Raw genomic sequence first — 20,183 nt, 5'->3', positions numbered from 1 at the left:
AAGTGTAATAGCGACTTAATATTTCATCCCATTTTGCCTCAAACCCACCATTTTGATAAACTCAGTTCGAGTATCCGTGTTATTAAACTCGCCTCCGTAAAAGGAAGTTACGGTAGATGATGTTTGATCGTTTATTCCTCTTGAAGAAACACACATATGGTCTGCATCCAGAATTACTGCGACGCTTTCTGTACCTAAAACAGTTTTAAGTGCTTCACCAATCTGAATGGTCATACGCTCCTGAACCTGAGGCCTTCTGGCAAAGTGATTGACAATCCGGTGTAATTTTGACAATCCTATAACATGTCCATTTGCGATATAAGCCACATGGGCTTTGCCCACGATAGGTACAAAGTGATGCTCACAGTTAGAGTGGAACATGATATCCCGCTCTACAAGCATGTCTTTGTACTTATAATGATTTTTAAAATGTGTCAGTGAAGGTAGATTTTTCGGATTTAGACCACTAAACAGCTCTTTCACGTACATTTTCGCCACTCTTCGCGGCGTCCCGTTCAGACTATCATCAGCAAGATCAAGACCCATGATGTGCATGATTTCTCGAAAATGCTCCTCAATTTTGGCCATTTTTGTTTCATCATCCATCTCAAAAGCATCAGGCCTTAATGGAGTATCAAAAATGTTAGAAGAAATATGGTCATCGCCAATCTCGTCCACTTTTCTATCATTATGCTGGGTACTCGACATAGTTTCTTTCAGTTTCATAGAGCCTGACACTTAAAGTCAACTCTGAATTGTTAATTGCTTTCTCTAATATTTCATAAATCACCACCACGATATTTTCTGCAGATGGATTTAAATTTTTGAACTCAGGCACATCGAGATTGAGATTTTTATGGTCAAAACGATCACAAACATGCTCATTGATAAGATCAGAGAGCATTTTCATATCATAAACGTAGCCCGTGGCCGGGTCAATTTCACCTGTAAGTTTCACCTCAAGGTTGTAGTTATGGCCGTGATAGTTCGGATTATTGCACTTCCCGAAAACTTCCTGATTTTTTTCATCAGACCATTCTGGGTTATGAAGCCTGTGAGCAGCATTGAAATGCTCTCTTCTGAATACAGCTACTTTTTTTCTCACTTGTTTTTCATTTTCCGATTCCTGATCCACGGTAAAGTTTGTACCCTACATCATGAAACCGACGAGTTTTGTTTGACTCAATTCGATAGGATTCGAAGGTATAACATTTTCAGAATTCAAATTGGTTCGGCTCCGCAAAACTTTTGTTTAAGTTTTTAATATAAAAAGTTAGACAAAATACTTTTAAAGCTTTTTTGAGCTACGAAATAATTTTAAACATCTGTTCGCGACTGATAAACCATAATTTTTTCTCAATTTAATTGCTGAAAATTAACCCTATGATTAAACGATATACCTTTCTACTGTTATCCGTCCTGCTGATAGCCTGCGAGAGTGATGCGTTGGTTAAACCCAATGAACTTCTGGGGCTTTGGAAAATTGGGTCTATTTATGTGGAATCTGACTTACACTCTATCAAAATTAGTGATGCATCAATAGCTCAAAACGGTTACAACAAACTTTGCTATGATTTCAAGGAGGATGGCACTTTCAACTTTGAAAGCAGTGCATATGCCTTTACAGGTCAATATTCTTATAATCGGGCATCTGGAAAAATTACAGTAGCAGACGAAGATTTTCAGCTAACATTCACTGTGTCAAAAGAAAAAGACAACCTGATTTTCCAATCGGCGGTAATAGATGCACAAGACGACCAGTTTAGTCTTGATAGTCCTCAGGCCTACTTATTTTTTGAAATGTTTTTTCTTCTCGATTACCATTGGGCTGGTCTCAAACCAGACTATCCTGAAAATGAAATGAGGTACAGAAACGTAAAATATATTTTTCATCGATAAGCCCTATTAAACCCTATGAACAGACGATCATTTATCTCAAAGACAGCCTCAGCAGCCGCTCTGCCTTACATTCCTTTCAAATTTAGTCAAAGGTCAGATTCTAAAATAAGACTTGGCTTTATCGGTACTGGTTTCAGAGGCCGCAGCCATGTGATGCAGGCCCTTTTCAGAGATGATGTTGAAATTCCGGCCATTTGCGATATTGATGCTGATGCAGTAAAAAGAACCCTTAAATTATTTGAAGACAAAGGAGTTAAAGCTCCACAAGTGTATACCGGAAATGACTACGCCTATAAAGAGCTTTGCAAAAAGGAAGATCTCGACGGTATTGTGATATCCACTCCATGGAGATGGCACGTACCTATGGCTGTTGACGGCATGAAAGCAGGTAAATATACTGCCGTAGAAGTATCAGCAACGGTAACTTTACAAGAATCATGGGACTTAGTCAATACCGCTGAAGAGACCGGCTCCCACTGTATGATTCTGGAAAACGTTTGTTACCGCCGTGATGTCATGACGGTTCTGAATATGATTCGGAAAGGAATGTTTGGAGAAATGCTCTATGCCCATTGTGGTTACCAGCATGACCTGAGAGATGTAAAATTCAATGACGGAAAAAACTATAACGGAGGTGGTGTTGAGTTCGGAGAAAAAGCTTTGGCCGAGGCTCGCTGGCGTACGCAACACTCCATTGACCGAAATGGAGACATCTACCCCACCCATGGTCTAGGTCCTGTGGCTCACTGGTTCGACATTAATCGTGGTAACAAGTTCAATTATCTGACTTCCATGGCAACTAAGGCCCGCGGACTGCACAAACACATTGTTGACCAGGCCGGCGAAGATCACCCGAATGCCAAAGTCAAATTTAAGTTGGGTGACATTGTAACAACAACCATTGCTTGCGAGAATGGCGAAAACATTGTACTCATTCATGACACAAACTCTCCAAGACCCTACTCACTGGGTTTTAGGGCACAAGGCACAGAAGGCGTTTGGATGCGGGATAACAATTCCATCTACCTTCAAAATGTTTCAGAAAAAGCTCACCGTTGGGAGTCTTTTGATGAATATGCCGAGAAATATGACCACCCTTTATGGAAAAAGCATGCCGAATCAGCCGAAAATGCAGGACATGGTGGAATTGACTTCTTTGTGCTTAGAGGTTTTATTGAGGCCATTAAAAATAAAGTAGCTCCTCCGATTGATGTTTACGATGCCGCTGTTTGGTCGGCCATCAGTCCTTTATCGGAGCTTTCTATTGCCCGTGGCAGCTCACCGGTAGAGATTCCTGATTTCACCCGGGGTGCCTGGAAAACAAACAAGCGAATTTTTGGATTAAACGACGATTATTAAACCCTAAGAAATATGAACAGAAGAGACTTTTTACGTAATACCGGTTTTGCCATTGGTGGCACTACATTGATTGCCAATCAGGCTTTAGCTTCCTTTTTTCAAACTTCAGCGGTGGCTGGTCCGCCCATTGGAGCCATCACCTATTCATTCAGAAGCATGGAAAGTGATCTGGATTCAGTGATTGCCTATTGCAAAACATGCGGCATGAATGCCATTGAATTGATGGGTGACCCCATTGAAAGTTTTGCCGGAGCACCTGAAAACCCAATTGATTTCAGAAAGGTTTTTGCCAACGGCAGAAGACCTTTCACCGATGAGGAAAGAAGCCAAATGGAGCAATACCGTAATGATTTAAGTAATTGGCGGACGACTGTTTCAATGGCCCCTTTTAAAAAGGCTGCTAAAAAACTCAAGAAAGCTGGTATAACAGTATATGCATTTAAACCCTCCACTTTTGGTGAAAACAATACCGATGCTGAAATCGAGTACGGCATGAAGGTGGCGAAAATTTTAGGTTCTCCTTCAGTTACTGTGGAGCTTCCAAGAAATTCAGAACAGTCGGCCAGACTGGGGAAATTTGGCGAAAAACATGGCGTATTTGTTGGCTACCACGCTCACCTTCAGGCTACTGATACACTATGGGATGAAGCGTTAGCTCAATCTCCATATAATACGTTGAATCTGGATTGCGGCCATTATATCGCAGCAGGTGGAGATAACACGACGGAAAGTTTGTTAAGACTGATCGAAAAGCATCATGACCGTATCAGCAGCATGCATCTTAAAGATCGCAAAAACAAAGAAAACGGAGGAGATAATGTGGCCTGGGGCACCGGCGATACACCGATTTGTGAGGTTTTGAACCTTTTGAAAGACAAAGGTTATAATATTCCGGTTTCTGTTGAGCTGGAATACCCGATTCCGGATGGCTCTGACGCCGTTCAGGAAGTGAAAAAATGTGTGGATTATGCCAAGGCATGTTTGAGTTAAACTCAGCGGGCTTCGGCTTTTTAGTTTTTCGCGTTGATGCTCAGTTCATTTTCCCTATTTTTGCCAAAATTTTAAGAATCCGAAGCAAAAATGGCGATTTACGAACATCAGACGATAGAGAAAAAGTGGCAGAAATATTGGGAAGACAACCAGACTTATAAGGTTGATATTGACCCTTCTAAACCCAAATTTTATGTGCTTGACATGTTCCCATATCCGTCTGGTGCCGGGCTTCATGTAGGTCACCCGCTAGGGTATATCGCCTCTGACATTTACGCCAGATACAAAAAGCTGAAAGGCTTTAATGTGCTGCATCCCATGGGCTTTGATTCCTTTGGTTTGCCGGCTGAGCAATACGCCATTCAAACCGGTCAGCACCCGGCCATTACGACGGAGAAAAATATTGAGACTTACATCAAACAGCTCAAAAACATTGGGTTTGGTTACGATTGGTCTCGAGAAATAAGAACATCTTCTCCAGAGTATTACAAATGGACGCAGTGGATTTTTATGCAGCTTTTCAATAGCTGGTATAATAAAGACACCGATAAAGCCGAAGATATTGAGACGCTGAAGGCTCTTTTCTCAAAAGGTGGCTCTGCTGCCGCAAACGCCGTTTGTGCTGATGATTTGCCTGAGTTTACAGCTGAGGAGTGGAACTCATTCTCAGAAGAAGAGCAATACAAAATCACTCTGGATTACCGGATGACTTATCTCTCTGATTCGGTGGTGAATTTCTGCCCTGAGCTGGGAATGGTACTTTCCAACGATGAGGTCAAAGATGGAGTCTCCGAGCGTGGCGGCTATCCGGTTATTCAAAAGAAAATGCGTCAGTGGATGATGCGTATTACGGCCTATTGTCACCGTCTGATTGATGGTCTTGATCAGGTTGACTGGTCACCTTCCCTAAAAGATCAGCAACGAAACTGGATCGGTCGTTCAAAAGGTGCTTCTGTGAAATTCCTATTGGAAAATGCAGTTGAACTTGAAGGCGAAACAGTGAATCATGTTGAAGTTTTCACCACTCGAGTTGACACCATTTACGGCGTAAGCTTTATGGTTTTAGCTCCGGAGAATGAATTGGTGGCTAAGATTACGACTGCTGAGCAAAAAAAGGCCATTGAATCTTACATCGCTGAAACTGCGAAAAAATCGGAGTTAGATCGTATGTCTGATGTCAAAACGGTTTCAGGAGCCTTCACAGGAGCTTACTGCGTACATCCTTTGACTGGTGAAAAAGTACCGGTATGGATTGCTGATTATGTATTGGCAGGTTATGGTACTGGAGCGGTAATGGCCGTGCCAAGTGGAGACCAGCGTGACTGGGCTTTTGCCACTCATTTTGATTTGCCGATTCCTGCCGTTTCTGATGCTCAGCAAAACCTTGAGGAGGCTGCCGATGATACCAAAGAAGGAATTTATCTGCACGGAATGATCGAGGGTAAAAACTATTCAGATGCTGTCAACACGTTGATTGAACATCTGGAAGCCAATAAAATTGGAAAAGGGAAAATTCAGTACAGACTTCGTGATGCCGTTTTCGCTCGTCAACGTTACTGGGGTGAGCCCGTGCCGGTGTATTTCAAAAACGATCTACCTTATCTGGTTGATCAAAAAGATCTACCGGTGGTATTACCTGAAATTGATGAATATAAACCGACCGAGAGCGGTGAGCCGCCACTGGGCCGTGCCAAAGACTGGAATTACCAGGGGCATGAATATGAGCTTTCCACCATGCCGGGTTGGGCGGGCAGTAGCTGGTATTGGTACCGTTATATGGACCCGCAAAATGAAAATGAATTTGCATCCAAAGAGGCTCTGGATTACTGGCAGGATGTCGACCTCTACCTTGGAGGTACAGAGCACGCTACCGGTCACCTTTTGTACAGCCGTTTCTGGAATAAATTCCTGAAAGACAGAGGTTTTGTAAAACAAGAGGAGTTTGCCAAAAAGCTGATCAATCAGGGAATGATTCAGGGCCGTTCAAGTTTTGTGTATCGTGTGAAAGATGCGGATAAGCCGACTTTTGTTTCCTACGGATTAAGAAAAGAGTACAATACCGCCAAGCTACATGTGGATGTCAATATTGTTGACAATGACATTCTGGATATTGAGCAATTCAAAGCCACCAGAAATGATATTGGAGATGATCCTCAGTTTATCCTGGAAAACGGGAAATACATCTGCGGTAGCGAGGTAGAGAAGATGTCCAAATCCAAGTTTAACGTGGTAAATCCAGACGATCTGGTTGAGCGTTACGGAGCCGACACTTTGCGTTTGTATGAGATGTTCCTCGGGCCATTGACAGAAGCAAAACCTTGGGATACCAAAGGCATTGAAGGCACTTCCCGCTTCCTGAAGAAACTTTGGAGACTGTTCTTTGATCAGGATCAAAACTCTTTGGTAACCGAAGTTGAACCGACGAAAGAAGAGTTGAAAGCCCTTCACAAGGCCATCAAAAAAGTTGGTGAAGACATTGAGAATTTCTCTTTCAATACTTCGGTAAGTACGTTTATGATTTGCGTGAATGAGCTTTCCGACCTGAAATGTCATAAAAAAGCCATTCTTGAGGCGTTGATGATCATACTTTCGCCTTATGCTCCGCACATTTCTGAAGAGCTTTGGCATCAACTAGGTAATGACAAAAGTGTTACTGAAGCTGCATTCCCTGAGTTTAATGCTGATTATCTGAAAGAAGACAGTATCACCTACCCTATTCAGATTGGTGGAAAAGTGAGAGTACAGTTGCAATTCCCGGCGGAAGCAACAAAGGAAGAAATCGAGAAAGAAGTTCTGGCCAACGCCGAAGTCATCAAATGGATGGATGGAAAGCCCCTTCGAAAAATCATCGTGGTGCCGAAGAGAATTGTGAACGTGGTGGTGTAGAAGTCTGAAATTTAGGAAGTCTATAAGTCTGGAAGTATAAAGTCTTTAAGTTGGTTTATTATCTGTTGGTCAACTTTCAAACTCTTTGACCTCTAAACTCTTTAACTTTCAGACTATTCAACTTTTTACTCTCCTATCATCAGATTGATGAAAAATGGCGAGTCATAACTAATGAGATCATTCTTTAAACGATAGCCAAGACGGACACCGACTGGTATGGGTAAAATATTCAGTGCTACCTGATCTGCCAACAACTCCATCCCCACAGAAGCAATGTTAGTCTTCGCCGTGGAGTTTCTTATTTCAGCGACATCATAAAAAAGATTTGCCCTAAGTCGACGGATATAAGTTATTCCGGGAATGCCCAAATCAGGATATAATAGTGGCAATTGATAGTTAAAAGCCAGTCGATTTACCTGTTCTAATCCACCTACGGCGAATCCTCGGGCTGAGCTAAAATTATCCGGAAACTGGTAGGTGTTTTCGAGACTTTCAAAGTGTGTGGCCGCTGTGATTCTGACGCCATGGTTCAGACTAACACCTGGCAAATAAACTGTACCTCCAAACCTGTACAGGCCCGCCATTCCCTGCTGCAAAGACTGACTGAATGTCCCACTTACAGAGGCTCCAAAACGTGATTGAAGGTTTTGGTATGCTCTTCTTCTGAGAACTGAGAAAGAGCCGTTCAGTTCGTACAGGCCAAAAGGATCATTCAGATAAGAATCAGGCCCTGTCTGTTGAAACGGTTGAATTCCTTTCCAAAAGGCTCCAAGGTTTGTACTGTAGGTAAAGTTATTCTTTACTGTTTCTAATGGAATTCTGATTCCTGCATGGGCTTCCTGTTCTTTGAATTCCAGCAATCGATTGCCCCTTGGAGCAGGCACACTTCGGTCTCTGAAATTATACCCCACCTGAATAACCGGGAAAAATGCTGCCAGAGAGTAATCGAAGCCATATTCGGTTTCTCCTTCGTTTAAAAAATAGGTGGTATTTAGATTTAGAGCCTGTGTACTGAGCAAATTATCCATTCGCACAAATCCTTCAGCCTGACTTAAACCTGGAAAACCTTGTCCTTCGGCCTGACTGAAGGCTGGCAAAATACCCCAGGAATGAAATCGCCATCCACCGATGATCGAATTGTATTTCTCAGGTTGATAGTTTTTATCAGGCAAATGATTCAGAATCAAATCATTTTCGGGCAGACCATTAACTGCCGAATAAATTTCCATGGATTTGGGAGAATGCGGTTGATACGGTTGAAGGCTCAATGGTGTCTTGGCCAGATTATTTCCTTTAACATGATAATCAGAGAAGATTAATTCTTGCCCATTCACAAAGGGAAAACCAGCTCCAATTTTGGCTGAGGTCACCTTTGAGATCCTTTTACTCCCATCTTTTGGCACAGCATAAATATTGTCAATTCCATCAAAACTAGCTCTAAAAAAAAGATGAGTGTCGGATTGAGAGGGCTCTATCATGACATGAGCATACTCTTCGGTCAGGTTACTAAAAGTTTTTGAATCAGTTCGGTAAGCCACAAACTTTTCTTTACCTTTTGATTTTAACGCGAGATAGACAACATTATCATCCATGCTGTCAAAAAGAGGATAGGCGACCTCATATCCTTCAGGTAAAAGAAACTCACTCAACTTGTCTTCCCTCTCTCTGTCATACAAATTAAGAGAATACCGCATTTGCATATCAAATTCGATAGTGAAGATTTTATCGGCTTCTGGACTTAAAGCAGCATAGAATAATCTTTTGCCATCAAGATGAATTGTCTTTTCATCTTTTTCAAAATCATATATAATGAGGCGTTGAAAGTCCTTGTTTTGATAATAGGGATCTTGTTTTATTTCAACCCAGGCCGCCTTGGAACCGGTATAGGAAACATAGGCATTAGAATTGTGTCCGATATCGGTCAACTTTTTCTCCTTACCTTCATGGATGGAGACCAGATGAGCTGTTTGTTTGTAGGAACTTTTTCTTGCAATGATTCGCCCTTTGAAGATATGAGGATAAGAATACTCTGTAACCGTTTTTTGAGGCTCAGTGAGATTTATTAATTTTGAAAACTCCCGACTTGAAAGCAATTCGGAATAGTTTGAGTTCAGCTCATCATAAGCTTTCCGGTAAAGTTGCTTCGGCCGCAGTCCCGTATTTTTTTTCAAAGCTCCGCTGAAAGGGTAGAAAATGCGGTCGAACTGGTTGGCGTCTCTCACCACTTTTGACCAGATATCATTACCAAACTCTTTACGGGCATAAAGGGCCATTTGATAGCCAAATGGATAATGGCTTGGCATTTGAGTTTTATACGAACCATGTCTGGCTTTAACATAACTAACCTTTTTATCAGCCTGTTGCAGAGCTCTTTGTTCAAACGTAAATGAGGGAAGGCGACCTCGACCCAGATCAGTAAAAACAGTCTCAGAAACTACTGCATCACCTTCGGCAAACCAATTAGGCGACGTCAAAAGTCTCATGGTTCCCCAACCAAATTGACCGGTAAGAATTCTACCCAATTTCGTTATTCCAACCAGCGTATTACTCGATTGTAAAACATGCCGATACTCATGAATAGCCAGCAGATCAGTCCAGTTATTTGTTCCGGTAATATTCCAATCGGCTATTCCAAGAGGATAAAATTCAGATCTGAAGGGGGCTGTAGCTACAAAACCATTGGCTTCCATGCTTTGCGTATGCAAGATAATGGGCACATTGATCACTTTTGAACCAATACTGGAGTTTTGCTTTTTGGCAATATCATCAACAATACTTGCCACCCTTTTGGCCTGATGTTCAATCCCTTCCGGATAAATAATGGTGGATTTTTCATTCTCTATTTTCTGCCAGTTTTGTCCCGGAGGGTTCAGGACTTCAACACTCTCCTGAGAAAACAACTTAACCGAGATAAGAATAAGGCCACAAAGAAGTAATTTGGTGACAAATTTTACACGAAACATAAATTGCATAAACTTAAAGCAAAGCCTGTTTATTGAAGTGAATATGAGATTTTTAATCCGCCCGTTGCTGCTAGTCTGCTTCTTTTTTTCGTGCAAAACAAGCCAGCTGCAACAGCCCGAACAATACACTAATTACGACAATAGTTTCCTCAAAGATGTTCAAATATCAATTCACAGAGGTGGTGGTTTTGAAGAGGGATGGCCGGAGAACAGTCTTGAGTCTTTCAAACATTATCATGAGGTTTTGCCAAAAGCTATGATTGAGTGTGACGTCAGAATGACCAAAGATAGTGTCCTCGTTTTAATGCATGATGAATCATTGGAAAGAACATCAACCGGTTCTGGCTTGGTGAGTGAAAAAACTTATAAAGAACTATCCGTTTTCTTCCTTAAAGACAATTTCGGGAATATAACCAGCTACAAGATCCCGACTTTCAATGAAGTACTGCAATGGGCAAATCAAGAAACCCCGCTTACCGTGGATATCAAAAGAAATATTCCCCATCAAAAGATCATCGAAGAAATAGAAACTTTGGATTCTTTTGGAAACTGCCTTCTAACTACCTACTCCTGGAGTGAGGTTTTGACTATCAATAACTTGTCAAAAAAAGCCGTCATTTCAGTAGGAATTCGCTCAATGGACGAATACCGATAATTTATCAGCACTGGTATTTCTGCAAACCGAATTGCCGCTTTTACAGGGACACAAAACCCGGACCGAAAACTTTTGAAACTTCTTAAAAGAAAAAGAATTCCTACCATACTAGGTACCTTGGGTAAATTAGATGCTTTGGCTGAATCTAAAAACAATGAGCCTTACATTAATTGGTATAAAAACGGCGTACAAATTTTTGCCACAGACAGACCTATAGAGGCTCAATTAACACTTAATAAGTATATTGCAAAGCAATGAAAAGAAACAGAAAATCATTGATTTCAGCTCTCGTACTTACTCTTTTGGCCTTTCAAAATGTTATGAGTCAGGGGAAGCTGAAGTCTGAAATAGAAAATGAAGTTGCCGAAATTGAGTCAAAAGTTATTCAATGGCGAAGAGATTTCCATGAACACCCGGAACTGGGCAATCAGGAAGTCAGAACAGCTGGCATTATTGCCAGGCATCTTAAATCTTTGGGGATAGAGGTTACGGAAGGCGTTGCCAAAACCGGGGTAGTTGGTCTTCTGAAAGGAGCAAAAGAGGGGCCCGTGATTGCCTTGAGGGCAGATATGGATGCTTTACCGGTGATTGAAAGAGTTGATTTGCCTTTTAAATCGGAGGTAAAAACCATATACAATGGCTCTGAGACCGGTGTGATGCACGCTTGTGGTCATGACAGCCACATGGCCATTCTCATGGGAACAGCTGAAATTCTGGCCAAACATAAAAATGAACTTAAAGGTACGGTCAAGTTTATCTTCCAGCCTGCCGAGGAAGGCGTTTTTGGAGAAGGTATCCGATTTGGAGCTGACCTGATGGTTGCAGAGGGTGTCCTGGAAAATCCAAAGGTAGATGTCGCTTTCGGTTTGCATATCAATTCGCAAACACCGGCCGGGCAAATTCATTACCGACCCGGCCCAACAATGGCCGGAGTTGATCAATTCTACATTACCGTAAAAGGAAAACAAACGCATGGAGCTTATCCATGGTCGGGTGTTGATCCTGTTTCAACAGCTTCTCAGATCGTTATGGGGCTGAATACCATAGTAAGCCGAAATGTCAAATTAATTGATCAACCAGCTGTTGTGAGCGTAGGTTCTATTCATGGTGGAAACCGACATAATATCATTCCTGAAGAGGTAAAATTGGTGGGAACCATCAGAACACTGGGAGTAGCACAAAGAGAACTGGTTCACCGAAGAATCAAAGAAATCGCTGAAAACATAGCAAAAAGTGCGGGAGCCACTGCCGAAGTTCTGATAGAACCCGGCTACCCGGTCACAGAAAATGACCCGGCTTTAACAACTCAAATGTTGCCAAGTTTAAAAGAAGCTGCAGGTGACCAGAATGTCGTTGAAAAATCAGTGGTTATGGGAGCGGAAGATTTCTCCTATTTTGCAAGAGAGGTACCAGGGTTGTTCTTTTTTCTTGGGGGAATGGCCCCTTCAATGAAGCCTGAAGAAGCTCCGGCACACCATACACCTGACTTCAGACTTGATGAGAGTGGTTTTGGGCTTGGAATTAAGGCATTTTGCTTTCTGGTTCTTGATTATCAAAACAAATAGAAAATGGCCGCAGAGGTTTTAAGAATATATGAGTCGGATCCTGATCCCTCAAAAATTGATCAGATCGTTAGATTATTAAAAGATGGTGGAATCATCATTTACCCGACGGATACCGTTTATGCCATGGGCTGTGATATTTATCAAAACCGGGCTGTCGAAAAATTAAGTCAGCTAAAAGGAATGAAAGCTCAGAAAAACAATTTCTCTATTGTATGTAGTGATTTGAGCGATATTGCCGATTACGCTAGGGTAAGTGATAAAGCCTTTAAAGTAATGAAAAAGGCATTCCCCGGGCCATTTACGTTCATTCTTCCGGCCACGAACAAATTACCAAAGTTGCTCCAATCCAATCGAAAAAATATTGGAATAAGAGTACCAGATCATCCAATCCCCCAGGCTATAGTCAATGCCTTAGGTAACCCAATTATCACTACTTCGGTCAAAGATGACGTTGATGATATTCTTGAATATCCGAATGATATTGAAATAATCATTGACCAAAATACACATAAAGCTGACCTCATTATTGATGGAGGTTGGAGTGGAATTACACCTTCCACGGTGGTGTCTTTTCTCGATGATTACCCGGAAGTAGTAAGAGAAGGACTAGGCGACTTAGATGATCTTTAAGTCGTCATTATCTTTTCTTAAAACTAAAACCTTTATCAAGACCCTCGGGTTTTTTATGTTTCCATCTTCTGTGGCTCCAAAGCCAATACTCCGGCTGATTGAGAATTTGATTCTCTAGTAACCGGGCATGTTTTTCCATGATATCTCCCTCGGGCTCCTCTTGGGGAGTGTGAGTTATTACCTTAAAATTGATTTCGTAATATCCCCGCTTAATTCTGCTGATAGCCGCAAAAAGAACGGGCATATTAAAAGTCCTGGCAATTTTCTCTGTACCTACAAAAAAGGAAGTATCCTGATTCAGAAAAGTAGTCCAATATGACTTGTCAGGTGGAGCCGACTGATCATTAGCGAGTGCAACGAGATAGGGCTCCTCAGAAGGTTTTCTGATCGCCTCCATGGTTTTATAGGTTGGATAAAGCTCTGTACCAAAACGAGCTCTGGAACGCCAAAAAAGCTGATTAAAATAAGGATTACTCATTTCTCTGAAAGGCCCTTTACCTCTGTGCTTTATCGCAAAATCAAGGGCCAGAGCCATCCACTCATAATTGCCGTAATGGCCCAGTGTGTACACTATATTTCTCCCTTCTTCATACCATTGATCGGCTATTTCAGGATTTCTGAAAACATACCTCCTTTTAAGTTCAGATTCGCTTATGGTAAAGAATTTGACCGTTTCCATAAAAAGGTCTGCCAGGTATCGGTAGAACTTCTTTTCAATTTCTCTTAACTCTTTCTCTGATTTATCAGGAAAAGAGTTTTGGAGGTTAGTAAAGACAACTTTTCTTCTGTAACCGGTCACATAATAGAGAAGGGGAAAAACCAGAATATCAGATAAAACATATAATACCGGAAATGGCAGATATGAAAAGAAATAGATAAAAGGTAAGGAAAGGTAGTAGGCGATAGCCTTCATCTAGTTTTGAGAATTAACGTAGTTATAGTAGTCTTCTTTGGTGTCAAGGTCAATGGCTCCGCCATTAAAATCAATAGAAACCAGTTCATTTTTATACTTCTTGAAAATTTGCCTTGCTCCCTGATCACCTTCAAGATTGAGTAATTCCTCAAAAAACGGCCTTTTGATTAACGCAGGCACGCCAATGGCATCGTTATACTTACTCGTTATGATATTAGCGTTAGTTGCTCTGGCTTTCTCAATCAAAGTTTTTAAAACAGATGAACTAACCTCGGGCATATCTGATGTTGTGATAATCACTGCTTCTATAGTTTTGGACAATAAGTAACTACCCACCATACCCATTTTGATCGAACCGGCCATGCCCGATTCCCACCTTGGATTATCTACAATATTGATAGGTAAGTCTTTCAAAACCGGAACGATTGCCTTTTTATGTGCACCTACTACCACCGTAACCGGATAGCACGAAGTATCTAAGGCTGAGTCAATTACATTTAGTAGTAATGATTTACCATTTACGTCGAGTAATTGTTTAGGAATTCCCATTCTTTTCGATTCTCCGGCTGCCAAAATTATGATTCCTACCTCCATCTGTTTATATTTGTTGCAAATTACGAGAAAATCTAAGGAGACAGATACTGTTTGCAGAGATTGATCGTTACAAAAACGTGCTTAACTAAAACATTTTTACCATGAATTTCTTCAAGAATTCCGCCATTCTGCGGGCTTTTCTTTTAGCAGTTACTTTTGTTGCAGTGTCTTGTGGAGGTGGAAATGATCCACAACCGGGAGGTGATTTTGAAATTTATCTGGACTTTTGGAATACCACCGGTCGAAACCCGGAAATAAGGTTTGATGAAATCAATACATCAAGAGAAATCAAAATTGACTTCAGCAAGACCTTTGAAGGACGTGCTGAGGGAAGCTCTTTTACAACCGTAGAGATTGATAACTTCAGAATTATTGATCAGAATCAAAACAACTATAATATCGAAAACATCACCGCTTACGAGCTTAGAGATGGAGCGTGGAAAAAAGATATTGAGTTTACCATGGACTTTACCCAGTCTGAAGACATTTCGGTTGTTTTAGTTCTTGACCGTTCTGAATCATTGGGCGAAGACTTCAGCACGATTAAACAATATGCCAACGATTTCATTGATAAGGTTTTTGATGACAGATCTGTAGTTCAAATGGGAGTTGTTGACTTTGCAGATGATGTAAGAAGTCATCCCTTAACTACCAATCGCGAGGATCTGAAAACCTATGTTAATGGTCTTACTCAAGGTAAATTCACCACCTTGTACGATGCTGTAGACCTTGGTATTGACATGCTTCAGGATTCTGATTCTCAAAGTAAGGTTCTGTTTGTGTTCACCGATGGTTCCGATAATAATTCTTCTCCAAACGTGAACGTTGACTACCTCCTGAACCGAATCAAATCGAATAAAGACTACACGATAAGTAGCTTTGCTATTGGTTTAGATGGTGATGGTGGTGTAGATCAGTCCATCCTGACAAAACTTTCTGGTAACGGTGGCTCAGCCAGTTTCCCTAAAACTATTGCTCAGGCAAAGGGCGTTTTTGAGAAATTCTCAAAAGTTATTTCAAATGTTTATAGCTTAGAATACCTCAGAAACCAACAGGTTATTCCAAGAAACACCCCGGCGAAACTTAAATTTGAGATACAAACAATTAGGTAATCAAAAGGATATTTATTCTAGCTCCTGTTCTGAGAACGGGAGCTTTTTTTTTGCCCTGTTGTTAATAGATTGATCAAATCACTATTATTGTAAATTGAGTAGAATAAGATAATACATGCAGTTAGATATAGAATTTTACCAGGAACGCTTCAGCGGTCTATTTGAACAAGGGCTTCTTGAAGAAATGCAAGAGGTAGGCAATTACATGGAAATGAAAGCCGGGGGCTATTTAATGCGACCGGGTGGTTACATTCGTTTTGCCCCAATCATATTAGAAGGTTCTGTAAAAATCATGCGTCAGGATAAAGATGGCAAAGAGGTTTTGCTTTACTATATCTCAGCCATGGACAGCTGTGCTATGTCTTTAACCTGCTGTGTACAAGACCGAACCAGTGAAATTATTGCTCAGGTGGAAGAAGATGTAAAACTCATTTCGCTACCCTACGAAAAAGTGGATGACTGGATCTGCCAGTACCCCAGCTGGAAACAATTCGTATTTAATACCTATCAGAAACGTTTTGAGGACATGCTTGAAACCATCGATTGCATCGCCTTTAATAAGCTTGATCAAAGACTATTGAGCCTCATCAAAAAGAAAATTGAGCTCACAGGAGGTTCACACATTTTGTACGCCACTCATGAAGAGTTAGCCAATGAGCTGGCAACCTCAAGAGAAGTGGTTTCCCGTTTGCTAAAGCAACTCGAAAAAATCGGAAAAGTTAAACTTTCACGTAACAAAGTTCAACTTTTATGACCTTCCTCATTTTACCCTGATTATGTAACTGATGTCACTTTAATGCATCGGGGGTAATCGCCAAATTTGTTCTACAAGCTCGCTGAAGAGCTTTGAAATGATTGTTTTATAACTAAAAACCTATTTCAAAAATGAAAGTAGAACAAATTTACACCGGCTGTTTAGCCGAAGCCGCTTACTATATCGAATCAGATGGTGAGGCAGCAATTATCGACCCACTTAGAGAGTCTGCTCCATATATCGAGAGAGCAAAAAAAGACAATGCCAAAATAAAGTATGTGCTAGAGACGCACTTCCACGCTGATTTCGTTTCCGGCCATATTGATCTTTCAAACAAAACAGGAGCCACTATTGTCTTTGGTCCTACTGCGGAACCGGGATATGCCGCTCATATTGCAGAAGATGGCGAAATTCTCACATTAGGAAATGTTAAAATCAAAGTCCTGCACACTCCTGGCCACACTATGGAATCAACATCATTCTTACTGATTGATGAAAATGGGGTTGAAAATGGAGTTTTTACAGGAGATGCCCTTTTTATTGGTGATGTAGGTCGCCCTGACCTGGCGGTGAAATCTGACCTCTCTCAGGAAGACCTTGCTGGACATTTATATGACAGCCTTCAGAACAAGATTCTTCCACTGCCGGATAGTGTAATAATTTATCCGGGCCATGGAGCCGGTTCTGCCTGTGGTAAAAACATGAGCAAAGAGACCACAGACACTCTAGGCAACCAGCGTAAATTTAACTATGCCCTTCAAGCCAATACAAAGGAGGAATTTGTAGAAAGCGTACTTGACGGACTGGTTGCTCCGCCACAATATTTCCCAAAAAATGCGGTGATGAACAAGATGGGGTATCAAAGTATTGATGAAGTACTTGAAAGAGGCTTACAAGCCCTGAGTCCCGAAGCTTTTGAGGCTGCTGCTGAAGAAACAGAAGCACTAATGCTTGACCTAAGAGACCCGGATAAATTCGCGACTGGCTTTATTCCAAACTCTATCAATATTGGCCTTGATGGTACTTTTGCCACCTGGGTAGGCACTTTGATTCCTGATTTGCAGCAAAAAATTCTTTTGATTGCTGAACCGGGTACCGAGGAAGAGGCCGTAACCAGATTATCAAGAGTTGGATATGATCACACCATTGGATTCCTTGATGGCGGAATTGATAGCTGGAAAAAGTCAGGCAAAGACATAGATTCCATCGAAACAATTGATGCAAATGACTTTGCCAAGCTTTTCTATTCGAATGAAAACCTTGATGTACTTGACATCAGAAGAAAGAGTGAATACGACTCAGAGCACATTATTGGTATTGAGAACTTCCCTCTTGATTTTATCAATCAGCATATGGCTGAACTTAAAAACAATAAGAAATATTACCTGCATTGTGCCGGAGGGTACAGATCGATGATTATGGCATCCATTCTGAAATCAAGAGGCTTTGACGAGGTAGTCAACATTAACGGAGGTTTCGCAGCCCTTAAAGGCACTAATAAATTTGACCTCACGCAGTATGTCGAACCCAAAACAATGCTTTAGACCTTTTTTTCTCTAATCCTGTATATTAAAAACGAGCTTGGTTTCAAGCTCGTTTTTTTATGACTTCATTTAAAAGTCTTCCGAAATGGTCTTAATCTTCAATAAATTCGAGAATGGCATAAGTGGAATTCAGGTTATCCACTGAAAGCCTGTAGGTATACTTCCCCTTAGCCAGAGGCTCCTCCCCTACATAGTCAATGGGTTGTATAGTGTATGCCTTACCTTTGATCTTGAATGACACAAAAGCATATCGGTAAGCCGAGTTGTATCGCATATATACAGACTTATCGAAAGAAGAAAGCTCACCATAATCATTCTCTCCGCCACCGGTATCCACGAAAATATCATTCATAACATACTCCGTGTCATTCCATATCCTGATCCTGACATCTCCTGTACCAAAATCAGGGTCCACATCATCACCCTTACATCCAAAGGCAAAAAGAACCAAAAGCGCTAATATCCCGACTCTCATAATCTAGCTGTATACATATCAAGACTCTCTAAAACTGAATTTAGTTTAAAAGGCTTGAAAATAGTTTTTGAACTTTATTTAACGGGCTTTAGTTTACTCTACTAAACCACTAGAGTACTATTTAAAACCACTGATATGTTAGAGAATATTTTAAAACCATGGCCCTGGTATGTTGCAGGGCCGGTTATTGGGCTCACCATTCCACTTCTACTCATCCTGGGAAACAAAACCTTCGGTATATCGAACAGCATGCGGCATTTCTGTGCCGCCGTGATTCCGGGTAAGGTTCCGTTTTTTCAATATGACTGGAAAAAAGAGCAATGGATATTCTTTTTTGCTTCCGGAATTATTATTGGGGCTTTTGTGGCTGTTAACTTTTTAAGTAACGGTGCCGATGTAGACCTTAATCCTCAAACCATCGCTGAGCTTAAAGCCCTCGGGGTTAATAATTTTAATGGGCTATTACCTTCTGACATTTTCACCCTAAGCGAGTTATTCTCACTGAAAGGCTTCTTCTTTATCATTTTAGGAGGCTTTTTAGTTGGCTTCGGTACCCGATATGCCGGTGGATGTACCTCGGGCCACGCCATTATGGGTTTGTCAAATCTCCAGTGGCCATCTTTGGTAGCAACCGTTTGTTTCATGATCGGTGGCTTTATGATGACCCATCTTTTCTTCCCATTCATCTTTAAACTGTTTTAATCATGCAGCACTCAGATATTACTGTTCAGGAAACCTCAAAATGGGAAAAAGAACACATCCCTGGTAATAAGTTACCTCATGAATATTCCAGATTTGAGCGTTTTATAGAGAATTTTAAATACATCATTGGTGGGCTCTTATTTGGTATAGTACTTATCAAAAGCGAAGTCATTTCCTGGTTTAGAATTCAGGAAATGTTCAGGTTTCAGAGCTTCCATATGTATGGCGTTATTGGTTCTGCAGTGCTTACAGGCATTATTTCCGTATGGCTTTTGAAGAAATTCAAAGTCAAAGCACTAAACGGTGAACAGATTAGTATAAGACCTAAAGAGTTCTCAAAGGGGCAAATCTTCGGAGGCCTGCTATTTGGTTTTGGCTGGGCTCTTACCGGAGCATGCCCGGGCCCTATTTATGCTCAAATTGGTGCAGGTTTCGTTACCACTGTGTTCACCCTTATTTCCGCAATAGCTGGAGTGTGGGTTTATGGCAGATTCCGTCACAAATTGCCTCATTAAGCAGATTTAGGTTTATCTTCGGGCCGTAAACAGAAAAGCCTTTGCCTCCCAAAATTCTTAGAACACTGTCCAACATTGTTTCAACTGTGGGTCACCCGGTTTTGTTGGTCAGTGTTTTTGTTATTCTGGTCAATTTTAAAGAATTCGGTAAAGAAAAAGCAATTGAGCTGACTTTGACCGCCCTCGGTGTTTTCGTTGTGCCAGTCGTATTGTACATCCTGTACAAAATGAAAAAAGGAGATTATCATAATTTCGATGTCTCTGAACGTAAAAAGCGTAATTCACTTTACCCGGTCATCATTGTTTTACAGCTAATTCTGGTGGGATACCTCTATTTTCAGGATTATTCCTGGATGGTCAAATCAGGGGTATGGGCCAGTATGGTTTTGACCATTGGTGGTTTTATCATAAACCAGAAACTCAAAGTTTCAATGCATACCACCGTTTCTTTTTTTATTGCCATTTTGCTGGTCAGCGTTGAAAATACCTATGCGTTTAGCATGCTGTTTTTTGCTATGGCAATAGCTTACAGCAGAGTTCAGCTGGGCAGACATACTTTCCCTGAAATTGTGGTTGGAACACTTTTAGGCTTATTTTCAGGTTTTGTTTTTCACTTCATTGTCTAAT

The 20,183-nt window shown here is 41.1% G+C and carries 20 protein-coding genes; 14 read left to right on the top strand and 6 right to left on the bottom strand.

Features of this window, described 5'->3' with window-relative positions; all coding sequences use genetic code 11:
- Nucleotides 1-15: 15 nt before the first annotated feature.
- Together folE and AFM12_RS01905 are read right to left on the bottom strand one after the other, a co-directional pair.
- Nucleotides 16-726, bottom strand: a complete 711-nt coding sequence (folE, locus tag AFM12_RS01910) for a GTP cyclohydrolase I FolE (protein ID WP_055143585.1) — start codon at nucleotides 724-726, stop codon at nucleotides 16-18.
- A complete protein-coding gene (locus AFM12_RS01905; protein WP_055145053.1) occupies nucleotides 689-1,105 on the bottom strand; it encodes a 6-pyruvoyl trahydropterin synthase family protein in 417 nt (138 codons plus the stop codon). The genes folE and AFM12_RS01905 overlap by 38 nt, the downstream gene beginning before the upstream one ends.
- 278 nt (nucleotides 1,106-1,383) lie before the next feature.
- Here AFM12_RS01905 and AFM12_RS01900 point away from each other — a divergent pair, with 278 nt between their 5' ends.
- From AFM12_RS01900 to leuS, 4 genes are all read left to right on the top strand, one after another.
- Entirely contained in the window at nucleotides 1,384-1,899 is a 516-nt protein-coding gene (locus AFM12_RS01900) for a DUF5004 domain-containing protein (protein WP_055143584.1), read from the top strand.
- Nucleotides 1,900-1,914: 15 nt separating this feature from the next.
- A complete protein-coding gene (locus tag AFM12_RS01895; protein ID WP_055143583.1) occupies nucleotides 1,915-3,258 on the top strand; it encodes a Gfo/Idh/MocA family protein in 1,344 nt (447 codons plus the stop codon).
- A 12-nt stretch (nucleotides 3,259-3,270) separates the two neighbouring features.
- Nucleotides 3,271-4,248 carry a sugar phosphate isomerase/epimerase family protein gene (locus AFM12_RS01890; protein ID WP_055143582.1) on the top strand — a complete coding sequence of 326 codons (978 nt, stop codon included), beginning with the start codon at nucleotides 3,271-3,273 and terminating at the stop codon, nucleotides 4,246-4,248.
- Between the two features lie 90 nt (nucleotides 4,249-4,338).
- Complete coding sequence (leuS, locus tag AFM12_RS01885) at nucleotides 4,339-7,134, top strand: leucine--tRNA ligase (RefSeq protein WP_055143581.1); 2,796 nt, start codon at nucleotides 4,339-4,341, stop codon at nucleotides 7,132-7,134.
- Between the two features lie 125 nt (nucleotides 7,135-7,259).
- On the opposite strand, the gene AFM12_RS01880 is transcribed toward leuS, so the two are convergent.
- Nucleotides 7,260-10,097 carry a hypothetical protein gene (locus tag AFM12_RS01880; protein WP_055143580.1) on the bottom strand — a complete coding sequence of 946 codons (2,838 nt, stop codon included), beginning with the start codon at nucleotides 10,095-10,097 and terminating at the stop codon, nucleotides 7,260-7,262.
- 43 nt (nucleotides 10,098-10,140) lie between these two features.
- Here AFM12_RS01880 and AFM12_RS01875 point away from each other — a divergent pair, with 43 nt between their 5' ends.
- The 4 genes from AFM12_RS01875 to AFM12_RS01860 all read left to right on the top strand — a co-directional run bounded on the left by AFM12_RS01875 (nucleotide 10,141) and on the right by AFM12_RS01860 (nucleotide 12,947).
- Nucleotides 10,141-10,752: a glycerophosphodiester phosphodiesterase family protein gene (locus tag AFM12_RS01875; RefSeq protein WP_055143579.1), complete on the top strand. Its 612-nt coding sequence runs from the start codon at nucleotides 10,141-10,143 to the stop codon at nucleotides 10,750-10,752.
- A 72-nt stretch (nucleotides 10,753-10,824) separates the two neighbouring features.
- Entirely contained in the window at nucleotides 10,825-11,010 is a 186-nt protein-coding gene (locus AFM12_RS01870; RefSeq protein ID WP_055143578.1) for a hypothetical protein, read from the top strand.
- A complete protein-coding gene (locus AFM12_RS01865) occupies nucleotides 11,007-12,317 on the top strand; it encodes an amidohydrolase (protein WP_055143577.1) in 1,311 nt (436 codons plus the stop codon). Before AFM12_RS01870 ends, AFM12_RS01865 begins: the two co-directional genes overlap by 4 nt.
- A 3-nt stretch (nucleotides 12,318-12,320) precedes the next feature.
- Nucleotides 12,321-12,947, top strand: coding sequence for an L-threonylcarbamoyladenylate synthase (locus AFM12_RS01860; RefSeq protein WP_055143576.1), 627 nt, complete (start codon nucleotides 12,321-12,323; stop codon nucleotides 12,945-12,947).
- 7 nt (nucleotides 12,948-12,954) lie between these two features.
- Here the strand turns inward: AFM12_RS01860 and AFM12_RS01855 are convergent, their stop codons facing one another.
- Nucleotides 12,955-13,860 (bottom strand): lysophospholipid acyltransferase family protein, encoded by a 906-nt coding sequence (locus AFM12_RS01855; RefSeq protein ID WP_055143575.1) that lies wholly within the window; start codon nucleotides 13,858-13,860, stop codon nucleotides 12,955-12,957.
- Entirely contained in the window at nucleotides 13,861-14,454 is a 594-nt protein-coding gene (locus tag AFM12_RS01850; protein WP_055143574.1) for a nucleotidyltransferase family protein, read from the bottom strand. It abuts the gene before it with no gap.
- 101 nt (nucleotides 14,455-14,555) lie between these two features.
- On the opposite strand from AFM12_RS01850, the gene AFM12_RS01845 reads away from it, so the two are divergent.
- The 3 genes from AFM12_RS01845 (at nucleotide 14,556) to AFM12_RS01835 (ending at nucleotide 17,864) form a co-directional block, all read left to right on the top strand.
- Complete coding sequence (locus tag AFM12_RS01845) at nucleotides 14,556-15,566, top strand: vWA domain-containing protein (RefSeq protein ID WP_055143573.1); 1,011 nt, start codon at nucleotides 14,556-14,558, stop codon at nucleotides 15,564-15,566.
- 115 nt (nucleotides 15,567-15,681) lie between these two features.
- Nucleotides 15,682-16,320, top strand: coding sequence for a Crp/Fnr family transcriptional regulator (locus AFM12_RS01840; protein ID WP_055143572.1), 639 nt, complete (start codon nucleotides 15,682-15,684; stop codon nucleotides 16,318-16,320).
- A 131-nt stretch (nucleotides 16,321-16,451) separates the two neighbouring features.
- A complete protein-coding gene (locus tag AFM12_RS01835; protein ID WP_055143571.1) occupies nucleotides 16,452-17,864 on the top strand; it encodes an MBL fold metallo-hydrolase in 1,413 nt (470 codons plus the stop codon).
- Between the two features lie 91 nt (nucleotides 17,865-17,955).
- Here the strand turns inward: AFM12_RS01835 and AFM12_RS01830 are convergent, their stop codons facing one another.
- Nucleotides 17,956-18,339, bottom strand: coding sequence for a hypothetical protein (locus AFM12_RS01830; protein ID WP_055143570.1), 384 nt, complete (start codon nucleotides 18,337-18,339; stop codon nucleotides 17,956-17,958).
- A gap of 135 nt (nucleotides 18,340-18,474) precedes the next feature.
- Between AFM12_RS01830 and AFM12_RS01825 the strand changes: the two genes are divergently transcribed.
- From AFM12_RS01825 to AFM12_RS01815, 3 genes are read left to right on the top strand one after another with little or no spacing between them, the layout of a single operon-like run.
- Nucleotides 18,475-19,041: a YeeE/YedE family protein gene (locus tag AFM12_RS01825; protein WP_055143569.1), complete on the top strand. Its 567-nt coding sequence runs from the start codon at nucleotides 18,475-18,477 to the stop codon at nucleotides 19,039-19,041.
- A 2-nt stretch (nucleotides 19,042-19,043) separates the two neighbouring features.
- On the top strand, nucleotides 19,044-19,556 hold the full coding sequence (locus tag AFM12_RS01820; protein ID WP_055143568.1) for a DUF6691 family protein: 513 nt from the start codon (nucleotides 19,044-19,046) through the stop codon (nucleotides 19,554-19,556).
- Nucleotides 19,557-19,597: 41 nt separating this feature from the next.
- Nucleotides 19,598-20,182: a phosphatase PAP2 family protein gene (locus AFM12_RS01815; protein WP_055143567.1), complete on the top strand. Its 585-nt coding sequence runs from the start codon at nucleotides 19,598-19,600 to the stop codon at nucleotides 20,180-20,182.
- The last annotated feature ends 1 nt before the right edge of the window (nucleotide 20,183 follow it).

The sequence above is a fragment of the Jiulongibacter sediminis genome (assembly GCF_001306455.1).
Classification (GTDB): Bacteria; Bacteroidota; Bacteroidia; order Cytophagales; family Spirosomataceae; genus Jiulongibacter; species Jiulongibacter sediminis.
This window is presented reverse-complemented; position numbering and strand designations above follow the sequence as displayed.

Bases quoted from the DNA above. Each gene is read 5' to 3' on its own strand.
- folE (WP_055143585.1), bottom strand. From the start codon at position 726: ATGAAACTGAAAGAAACTATGTCGAGTACCCAGCATAATGATAGAAAA.
- AFM12_RS01900 (WP_055143584.1), top strand. From the start codon at position 1,384: ATGATTAAACGATATACCTTTCTACTGTTATCCGTCCTGCTGATAGCC.
- AFM12_RS01895 (WP_055143583.1), top strand. From the start codon at position 1,915: ATGAACAGACGATCATTTATCTCAAAGACAGCCTCAGCAGCCGCTCTG.
- AFM12_RS01890 (WP_055143582.1), top strand. From the start codon at position 3,271: ATGAACAGAAGAGACTTTTTACGTAATACCGGTTTTGCCATTGGTGGC.
- leuS (WP_055143581.1), top strand. From the start codon at position 4,339: ATGGCGATTTACGAACATCAGACGATAGAGAAAAAGTGGCAGAAATAT.
- AFM12_RS01880 (WP_055143580.1), bottom strand. From the start codon at position 10,097: ATGTTTCGTGTAAAATTTGTCACCAAATTACTTCTTTGTGGCCTTATT.
- AFM12_RS01875 (WP_055143579.1), top strand. From the start codon at position 10,141: ATGAGATTTTTAATCCGCCCGTTGCTGCTAGTCTGCTTCTTTTTTTCG.
- AFM12_RS01865 (WP_055143577.1), top strand. From the start codon at position 11,007: ATGAAAAGAAACAGAAAATCATTGATTTCAGCTCTCGTACTTACTCTT.
- AFM12_RS01860 (WP_055143576.1), top strand. From the start codon at position 12,321: ATGGCCGCAGAGGTTTTAAGAATATATGAGTCGGATCCTGATCCCTCA.
- AFM12_RS01855 (WP_055143575.1), bottom strand. From the start codon at position 13,860: ATGAAGGCTATCGCCTACTACCTTTCCTTACCTTTTATCTATTTCTTT.
- AFM12_RS01850 (WP_055143574.1), bottom strand. From the start codon at position 14,454: ATGGAGGTAGGAATCATAATTTTGGCAGCCGGAGAATCGAAAAGAATG.
- AFM12_RS01845 (WP_055143573.1), top strand. From the start codon at position 14,556: ATGAATTTCTTCAAGAATTCCGCCATTCTGCGGGCTTTTCTTTTAGCA.
- AFM12_RS01840 (WP_055143572.1), top strand. From the start codon at position 15,682: ATGCAGTTAGATATAGAATTTTACCAGGAACGCTTCAGCGGTCTATTT.
- AFM12_RS01835 (WP_055143571.1), top strand. From the start codon at position 16,452: ATGAAAGTAGAACAAATTTACACCGGCTGTTTAGCCGAAGCCGCTTAC.
- AFM12_RS01830 (WP_055143570.1), bottom strand. From the start codon at position 18,339: ATGAGAGTCGGGATATTAGCGCTTTTGGTTCTTTTTGCCTTTGGATGT.
- AFM12_RS01825 (WP_055143569.1), top strand. From the start codon at position 18,475: ATGTTAGAGAATATTTTAAAACCATGGCCCTGGTATGTTGCAGGGCCG.
- AFM12_RS01820 (WP_055143568.1), top strand. From the start codon at position 19,044: ATGCAGCACTCAGATATTACTGTTCAGGAAACCTCAAAATGGGAAAAA.